4 protein-coding genes and 26 tRNA genes are annotated in these 5,750 nt (G+C 45.7%); 28 read left to right on the plus strand and 2 right to left on the minus strand.

Translation table 11 applies throughout. The features are described from left to right. Nucleotides 1-368: biotin--[acetyl-CoA-carboxylase] ligase (locus QUA45_RS27560; protein ID WP_445305352.1), on the minus strand; the 368-nt coding region annotated here is incomplete at its 3' end. 135 nt (nucleotides 369-503) lie between these two features. Beyond that, nucleotides 504-785 carry a glutathione S-transferase family protein gene (locus QUA45_RS27565; RefSeq protein WP_333223057.1) on the minus strand — a complete coding sequence of 94 codons (282 nt, stop codon included), beginning with the start codon at nucleotides 783-785 and terminating at the stop codon, nucleotides 504-506. 349 nt (nucleotides 786-1,134) lie between these two features. Here QUA45_RS27565 and QUA45_RS27570 point away from each other — a divergent pair. The 28 genes from QUA45_RS27570 (at nucleotide 1,135) to QUA45_RS27705 (ending at nucleotide 5,691) form a co-directional block, all read left to right on the plus strand. Further along, nucleotides 1,135-1,208 (plus strand) — tRNA-Asp (locus tag QUA45_RS27570). Between the two features lie 4 nt (nucleotides 1,209-1,212). After that, nucleotides 1,213-1,287 (plus strand) — tRNA-Glu (locus tag QUA45_RS27575). After that, nucleotides 1,288-1,361 (plus strand) — tRNA-Cys (locus QUA45_RS27580). Nucleotides 1,362-1,463: 102 nt separating this feature from the next. Beyond that, a tRNA-Met gene (locus QUA45_RS27585) sits at nucleotides 1,464-1,559 on the plus strand. A gap of 3 nt (nucleotides 1,560-1,562) precedes the next feature. Continuing rightward, nucleotides 1,563-1,637, plus strand: a tRNA-Trp gene (locus QUA45_RS27590). 6 nt (nucleotides 1,638-1,643) lie between these two features. After that, nucleotides 1,644-1,720, plus strand: a tRNA-Glu gene (locus QUA45_RS27595). Between the two features lie 4 nt (nucleotides 1,721-1,724). Continuing rightward, a tRNA-Tyr gene (locus QUA45_RS27600) sits at nucleotides 1,725-1,806 on the plus strand. A 34-nt stretch (nucleotides 1,807-1,840) separates the two neighbouring features. Then, a tRNA-Arg gene (locus tag QUA45_RS27605) sits at nucleotides 1,841-1,915 on the plus strand. A gap of 4 nt (nucleotides 1,916-1,919) precedes the next feature. Next, nucleotides 1,920-2,006 (plus strand) — tRNA-Ser (locus QUA45_RS27610). A 4-nt stretch (nucleotides 2,007-2,010) separates the two neighbouring features. Then, nucleotides 2,011-2,083: transfer RNA gene (locus QUA45_RS27615), tRNA-Phe, on the plus strand. Nucleotides 2,084-2,089: 6 nt separating this feature from the next. Further along, nucleotides 2,090-2,164: transfer RNA gene (locus tag QUA45_RS27620), tRNA-Asn, on the plus strand. A 20-nt stretch (nucleotides 2,165-2,184) separates the two neighbouring features. After that, a complete protein-coding gene (locus QUA45_RS27625; protein ID WP_333223059.1) occupies nucleotides 2,185-2,931 on the plus strand; it encodes a hypothetical protein in 747 nt (248 codons plus the stop codon). Between the two features lie 35 nt (nucleotides 2,932-2,966). Continuing rightward, nucleotides 2,967-3,040, plus strand: a tRNA-Gln gene (locus tag QUA45_RS27630). A 29-nt stretch (nucleotides 3,041-3,069) separates the two neighbouring features. Next, nucleotides 3,070-3,146 (plus strand) — tRNA-Leu (locus QUA45_RS27635). Nucleotides 3,147-3,169: 23 nt separating this feature from the next. Beyond that, nucleotides 3,170-3,250, plus strand: a tRNA-Leu gene (locus QUA45_RS27640). 4 nt (nucleotides 3,251-3,254) lie between these two features. Then, nucleotides 3,255-3,327, plus strand: a tRNA-Pro gene (locus QUA45_RS27645). A 122-nt stretch (nucleotides 3,328-3,449) separates the two neighbouring features. Continuing rightward, nucleotides 3,450-3,523: transfer RNA gene (locus QUA45_RS27650), tRNA-Leu, on the plus strand. 95 nt (nucleotides 3,524-3,618) lie between these two features. Further along, nucleotides 3,619-3,690 (plus strand) — tRNA-Thr (locus tag QUA45_RS27655). Nucleotides 3,691-3,696: 6 nt separating this feature from the next. Beyond that, nucleotides 3,697-3,773, plus strand: a tRNA-Thr gene (locus QUA45_RS27660). A 5-nt stretch (nucleotides 3,774-3,778) separates the two neighbouring features. Further along, nucleotides 3,779-3,849 (plus strand) — tRNA-Gly (locus QUA45_RS27665). Between the two features lie 136 nt (nucleotides 3,850-3,985). Further along, a tRNA-Val gene (locus tag QUA45_RS27670) sits at nucleotides 3,986-4,060 on the plus strand. A gap of 4 nt (nucleotides 4,061-4,064) precedes the next feature. Beyond that, nucleotides 4,065-4,137: transfer RNA gene (locus QUA45_RS27675), tRNA-Arg, on the plus strand. A gap of 333 nt (nucleotides 4,138-4,470) precedes the next feature. Further along, a tRNA-Arg gene (locus QUA45_RS27680) sits at nucleotides 4,471-4,544 on the plus strand. A 6-nt stretch (nucleotides 4,545-4,550) separates the two neighbouring features. Further along, nucleotides 4,551-4,627, plus strand: a tRNA-Ala gene (locus QUA45_RS27685). Between the two features lie 47 nt (nucleotides 4,628-4,674). After that, a tRNA-Ala gene (locus QUA45_RS27690) sits at nucleotides 4,675-4,747 on the plus strand. A gap of 5 nt (nucleotides 4,748-4,752) precedes the next feature. Continuing rightward, nucleotides 4,753-4,827: transfer RNA gene (locus tag QUA45_RS27695), tRNA-His, on the plus strand. A 4-nt stretch (nucleotides 4,828-4,831) separates the two neighbouring features. Beyond that, nucleotides 4,832-4,914, plus strand: a tRNA-OTHER gene (locus QUA45_RS27700). Between the two features lie 459 nt (nucleotides 4,915-5,373). Further along, complete coding sequence (locus QUA45_RS27705; RefSeq protein ID WP_333223061.1) at nucleotides 5,374-5,691, plus strand: hypothetical protein; 318 nt, start codon at nucleotides 5,374-5,376, stop codon at nucleotides 5,689-5,691. Nucleotides 5,692-5,750 lie beyond the last annotated feature (59 nt).

Consider the following 5,750-nt stretch of genomic DNA (forward strand, 5'->3'; position numbering starts at 1 on the left):
ATCCAGACATCGTTTGGCCATTTCAGGCGCAGCATATCGCGACAGTCGGGAACCAAATCTTCGATCGCGTAAATCACGGCTAAACCGGCTGCTAAACTGAGTCCCGGCAACAGATTGGGGTTGAGGTTGTCGAGTACAAAACTAACAGTTAAGACACCAGTTGGGGCGTGCCAAGTGCGCCCGTGTTGACCGCGCCCGCTGGTTTGTCGCTTGGTAAATACTGCATCTCCGTGGTGGAGTTGGGCCGCGCGGGCGATCGCCCAACTGTTGGTACTCGGACAGGTATCCAACGAGTGTAGCCAGTGATGGAGGTTTGGGCGATCGGGTTCTGGGATTGCGGGCACGGGAGTTAAGGGCAATTCAGACAATGTTTGATTTGTAGTATGTGATATCTAAAAGCTGATTATCGCAGGGCGATTAATCTTTTGTGCGAGTTTGGGCTATAGGCATTTTCGTCAGTGTTAATTCTTGCCGTTGCGATCGAAGTTTTCTATAAATATGTCTCAGCAGGGATTGACAGTGCAGGGGTGGGGTATTCCGCCTCCAGATAATCGAGAATTGCCAGCGACTCCACCAGTCAAGTCTTCATCCACTAAAACCGGTATGCGGTGGAACGGGTTAATTGCCAGAAAATCCGGCTTAAATTGGTCGCCGTCGAGATTAAGTGCGATCGGCTCAAACGCAATCTGCCTTTCCAGAAGTGCCACCTCGCTCGCGCGACGGTGAGAATTTAGAGAAATTCGAGTGTAGTACAACTTCAGCATCGGATTTAACTTACGCCACACTACAATCTCAGCAGCCAAAGCTTTTATTTATAAGGGGTTTAGCAAAAAGCAGCGCCTCAGTTTTCCCGCTTCGCAGCAACTTTAAAAAAAAGTTGTATTACCCCCTTGACAGTCTTGTATTACGCAATGTAGTATAAATGTATGGCGAAGGGGAAAGAGCTTCAAAGCCTTGCCCCACGAGCAATATGAACCTTGAAAACTGAATAGGAAGTTAATCGTGTCACATAATTGTGGACATTGGCGGTGTAGACTCCGGCAACAAAAGCCCGATCGGGTTGTAGTACGCGGAATCAACCGCCACCCCGTCCCAACTTGTGTAATTCAAGGACAGAATATTGTTCATTTTCGCGGGGGTATAGCTCAACCGGTCAGAGCAGTCGCCTGTCGAGCGAAAGGTTGCGAGTTCAAGTCTCGTTACTCCCGTCAAAGTCCCGTAGGCAAAAGTCAAGCCGTCTCCCCCTCAAGGAGAAGATTGCGAGTGCAAACCTCGTCGGGACTCCCAGGTTAGGTGGCTGAGTGGCTCAAAGCGTCGGTCTGCAAAACCGATTTTCGCGGGTTCAAATCCCGCCCTAACCTCTGTTCCCAATCAGAAATTAAAAATTAGAAATTAAAAGATTAAACTAACAGTCTTTTAATTGATTTTTTTAACTTTGAAAAGGAATGAAGCGAAAGTGACATTGCAGCGTAGCTTAATGGTAAAGCGCCAAGTTCATACCTTGGTCAATGCGGGTACCGCTTCGCGGAAGCAAGCTACAAATCCCGCCGCTGCCACCAAAAGCAGGGATGGTGTAACTGGCAACACTCTGGTCTCCAAAACCAGCATTCTGAGTTCAAATCTCAGTTCCTGTGCCAATTTATGGTGCTGTAGGCAAATGGTTTAAGCCGCTTGGTTTTCACCCAAGTAATTGCGGGTTCAACTCCCGTCAGCACTTCCAAAGTGGGTCGGCCCTCCTATTGGCGTGGGTAGCTGTCTGTAAAACAGTAGCTTAAAGCGTTGCTGGTTCAATTCCAGCCCGACCCATTTGTAACTGGATTTAATATGCAGTTGCAATCTTGAGAACGTGGTGTAACTGGATAACATCTCAGTCTACGAAACTGAAGATTTGGGGGTTCAAATCCCTCCGTTCTCGCTGTGGAGAGGTGGCCGAGTGGCTTAAGGCGCTTTCCTGCTAAGAAAGAGCGGTTTAACAGCCGTCGAGGGTTCAAATCCCTCCTTCTCCGTTTTCCCCCGATAGCTCAGTTGGTAGAGCGCTTGTCTGAAGAACAAGAGGTCGTCAGTTCGATACTGACTTGGGGGATTGCGTTGCCTTATAGCTCAATGGTAGAGCAAGCGGTTGTTAACCGCTAGGTTGTAGGTTCGAGTCCTACTGGGGCAGCCATTTTACACAACTTTAAAAAGTTGGTAAAGCATGGTGCAGAACTCATTTATAATAATAATTACTTGAGTTCTACACTTTTCATAAAATACACCAAAGAAATCTTGGGAGAAGCTGTTAAACATTCATTTTCTATCAGTGGGGTTTTAAGGCAACTTGGTATAGCAGGTGGTGGAAGTCATGGTCACATAACTAAGCGGATTAAAGAGTTGGGTATTGATACCTCTCACTTTAAACAATCCGATAAAAGTTTGAAAGGGCTTAATCCCAAAAAGCATTGCCAAGAAATTTTGGTTCTAAGTTCGCGCAATCAAAGAACACCAACCTTCCAACTTAGAAGAGCATTAATGGAGATTGGGAGAGAGTATAAATGTGAAAACAATAAATGTTTGGTGCAAAGTGAATGGTTAGGAGAAAAGTTAGTTTTAGACATCGATCACATCAATGGGAATTGGCAAGATAATAGGCAAGATAATCTGAGATTTATTTGCCCTAACTGTCACAGACAAACTGAAAATTATGGAAGTAAACGCAGAGAGCCGGAAGCAAATAATTACATAGCTCGCCAGAACAAAAGAGTTCCTCATATGAAAGCCAGAAAAGTTGAGCGTCCCTCTAAAGAAGAGCTAGAAAAAGTGCTGTGGGAAAAACCAACCACTTGCTTAGCAAAAGAGTTTGGTGTCAGTGGCAAGGCAATAGAAAAATGGTGTAAGACTTATGGAATTCAGAAACCGCCAAGAGGATATTGGAACCGAAATAAAAAATATTAAATATCTAAATATTTAGTAATTTGAGTAAATGTTATTGGGAAGTCGCCTAATCGGTATGGCACCGCTCTTTGAAAGCGGAAAAATGCAGGTTCGAGCCCTGCCTTCCCAGTTCTGCTATTACCAAAGCAGATCAATTACACTCCTGTAGCCCAATTGGCAGAGGCCGCAATTTCAAAAATTGTGTTGTATGAGTTCAAATCTCACCAGGAGTACCAATTTTTTAAGTAAGTTTATAGTTGCTCCTGTGGCGGAATTGGCAGACGCGGCAGACTTAAAATCTGTTCTATTTTGATTGTGAGTTCGAGTCTCACTAGGAGCATGAACGGGATGTAATTCAGCGGCCAGAAGCCATGCTTTGGGAGCATGGAGTCGTTGGTTCAAATCCAACCATCCCGACTTTACCCCTGTGATGTAATTGGAAAACATCGCTTACTCAGAATGAGCGTCTTACAGGTTCGATGCCTGTCAGGGGTATGAGGTTTTATTCAATCTCAAATCTCAAATCTCAAATCGGTTTTGCCCCTGTAGCCCAATCGGTAGAGGCGCTAGATTTAGGATCTAGTTAGTGCTGGTTCGATGCCAGTCAGGGGTATTTGGTGACATAGCGGGTGAAGTAGCCTGGGTAGGCTTGGAGGTCTCATAAGCCTCTTAATAGCAGGTTCAACTCCTGCCCCCGCCACCAAAAATGCAGGTGTGATGTAATTGGCAACATGAGGTTCTTGTAAAGCTTTCTTGCGAGTTCAAATCTCGCCATCTGCTTGGCGCGCTGGTGTAGCTCAATTAGGCAGAGCAACTGATTTGTAATCAGTCGGTTGTAGGTTCAATTCCTATCACCAGCCCCACAATTGCGGATATGGTGTAACGGTAGCATTCGAGTCTTCCAAACTCTAGGCACGAGTTCGATCCTCGTTATCCGCTTGGCTAAACGAGAGGTTTTTTCAATCCAAAATCTCAAATTTCAAATCTCAAATCGATTTGCGGGTGTGATGTAAAGGCTAGCATCTGAGTATGCCATTCTCAGCGCATGGGTTCGAGTCCCATCATCCGCTTTTGTAGTCCTGAGCTTCGATGGTAGAGCCTTTGCCTTACAAGCAAGATGTTGCAGGTTCAAATCCTGTCAGGACTACCAATATGGGAGTGTAGCTCAATGGATAGAGCGCCGCGCTTCGGACGCGGATGTTGTGGGTTCAACTCCTGCCACTCTCGTTGTTTTTGCTTTAATTTAAGGAGGTTGATTCCATTGAATGGATAATTTTTTATAGTAAGAGCGATCGCCCTTTGCGTGTCCCAATCTTTGGAGCCTACATACTTTAGTACGAGAGGAAAGGTAACGCTGTCAAAATCAGCGGGCGTTTGAGAACGGGGAGTGCCATGAACCCGGCAGGTTGGCTTAAAGGTAGCCATCCTTTAAAGAGTGTGTAATAACTCATCGGCGGAGTCCCTCTAGTAACTGAGAAAACGCAATGCTCTGATAACTTGCACGTCAAAGTGCGTGAAGCGCAGCTATCCCGTAGGGAATCGCGCATTAACAAAAAACATGGGAGTGTAACTCAACTGGATAGAGTGTCGAGCTTCTACCTCGAATGTTGTGGGTTCAAGTCCTACCACTCCTGCTGAATGGGTTCGTAGCTTAATTGGTAAAGCATCTAACTGGCTGTTAGAAAGATATCGGTTCAAATCCGATCGCAATCCACCACACCAATTTTAGATTTTAGATTTACTCGACAGGTGAATCTTTTACGCGGGGTCATAGCTCAATTGGTAGAGCGCTTGCTTTGCACGCAAGAGGTTAGGAGTTCGATTCTCCTTGATTCCACTGCGGTGTCTGAAGTCGAAGCGGTCGAGACGCTAGCCCGTGAAGCTAGTTATTAGCGGGTTCAAGCCCCGTCAGACACCCCTTGGAAGATGCCACTAAATGGTTGGCAACCAGTCTTGAAAACTGGGGTACAGGTAACTGTAAGGGTTCGATTCCTTCATCTTCCTTTTAACCACCGGAAGTCGAAAAGCGAGACACCGTGCTGATAACGCGGGGATAGGAGGGGCAGTACCTCCTCGGTGGATTGCTTATGATTTTATATATAAATAAGGGAGAATTATGGTTAATTTTTTCACGAGATTTGCTATCCTAGACTGAGCAAAATTATGGGGAGGTCGCCTAAGTGGAATGGCACCGTAAAAACTTTGGAAAAGCGGCTCCCAAAAGGACGATCGGGTTTGTTGAGTAGGGTAAAAAGTTGCTTCGCGACGTTCCCTGAAAACGCAAACTGGCAGCGGGTTGCGGAGGCACTGAAAGGAATTAACAGTCCGAGATGGGGGCAGTTCTCATCTGCTTGCGGGCAGTAAGGAAGCGCGTTTCCTTAAAGTTGCTGTCGATCGATGCGGGTTCGAGTCCCGTCCTCTCCATTTATTGTCTTTAACATTTTAACAAAACAAAGGTTAAATATGAGAAAACTAAAATATTACGTTGCTTGCACAGTTGACGGTTTTATTGCTCGCGAAGATGGCTCATTTGATTGTTTTCCTATGGAAGGGGAGCATTTCACTGATTTGTTCGATTCCTTTCCTGAGACTATTCCGGCTCACCTTCAGGAAGCACTTGGCATTCCGGCAGAGAACAAGCAGTTTGATGCTGTTTTGATGGGACGGAAAACCTATGAGGTAGGGCTAGATGTTGGTGTAACTAATCCTTATCCTAGCTTGAAGCAGTATGTCTTTTCGCGCACTATGGAAGCCAGTCCGGATCAGGGTAAGCTCATCTAATTTGGTATAAATTGTACTTGACAATGACTCAAATGAGTGTTCTTAAGTCAAGTCGCTAT

It is taken from the genome of Microcoleus sp. Pol12A5 (assembly GCF_036701435.1).
Classification (GTDB): Bacteria; Cyanobacteriota; Cyanobacteriia; order Cyanobacteriales; family Microcoleaceae; genus Microcoleus.

Excerpts from the sequence above, each read along its gene's own strand:
- QUA45_RS27705 (WP_333223061.1), top strand. The coding sequence starts at position 5,374 with ATGAGAAAACTAAAATATTACGTTGCTTGCACAGTTGACGGTTTTATT.